This is a genomic window from Arthrobacter wenxiniae, assembly GCF_013376105.1.
GTDB classification, from domain to species: Bacteria; Actinomycetota; Actinomycetes; order Actinomycetales; family Micrococcaceae; genus Specibacter; species Specibacter wenxiniae.
On the sequence record NZ_JAAMFM010000078.1, the window covers coordinates 1 to 865 of the forward strand.

At 65.5% G+C, this 865-nt stretch carries 1 protein-coding gene; it reads left to right on the forward strand.

Translation table 11 applies throughout. The annotated features are described in order from the left end of the window. Nucleotides 1–99: 99 nt before the first annotated feature. Nucleotides 100–865 (forward strand): IS256 family transposase (locus G6034_RS19425; RefSeq protein ID WP_176636744.1); only part of this gene is annotated, 766 nt, incomplete at its 3' end.

Consider the following 865-nt stretch of genomic DNA (forward strand, 5'->3'; position numbering starts at 1 on the left):
GGTGTAACATCTGGCGGTGACCGGTGGCCCTGGAAAGGGGGCGGTCACCGTGGGTCCTTCGAGGAAACTCTGACATCCCACTCGAAAGGACATCTCACGATGACCGCTGTTCATATTGTCGACCCTGCAAGCGTACTTACTGAAGTTCTGGGTGATGCGTCACCTGATTTGATGCGTCATCTGCTGCAAACCATGATCAACGCGCTGCTCTCCGCTGACGCTGATGCCGTGGTTGGCGCTGAGTGGGGCAAGTCCTCACCCGAGCGTGTGGCCCAGCGCAATGGGTACCGCCACCGCGAGCTCGACACCCGTGCCGGCACGATCGATGTCGCCATCCCGAAACTGCGCCAGGGAACGTATTTCCCGGACTGGTTGCTGGAACGGCGCAAGCGTGCCGAAGCGGCCATGATCACCGTTGTCGCGGACTGCTACCTCGCCGGGGTCTCCACGCGCCGCATGGACAAACTCGTGAAGACCCTGGGTATCCACTCCCTGTCAAAATCCCAGGTCTCCCGCATGGCGGCGGACCTGGACGAGCAGGTCGCCGCGTTCCGCACCCGGCCGCTCGGGGACGCGGGCCCGTTCACGTTCGTCGCCGCCGACGCGCTGACGATGAAGGTCCGTGAAGGCGGGCGCGTGATCAACGCGGTTGTCATGGTCGCCACCGGCGTGAACGCCGACGGGCACCGTGAAGTGCTTGGCCTGCGCGTGGCAACCAGCGAGACCGGCGCCGCCTGGAACACCTTCTTCGCCGATCTCGTCGCCCGGGGCCTGACCGGCGTCCACATGGTCACCTCCGACGCCCACGCGGGCCTGGTGGAAGCCATCGCGGCGAACCTTCCCGGGGCGTCCTGGCAGCGCTGCC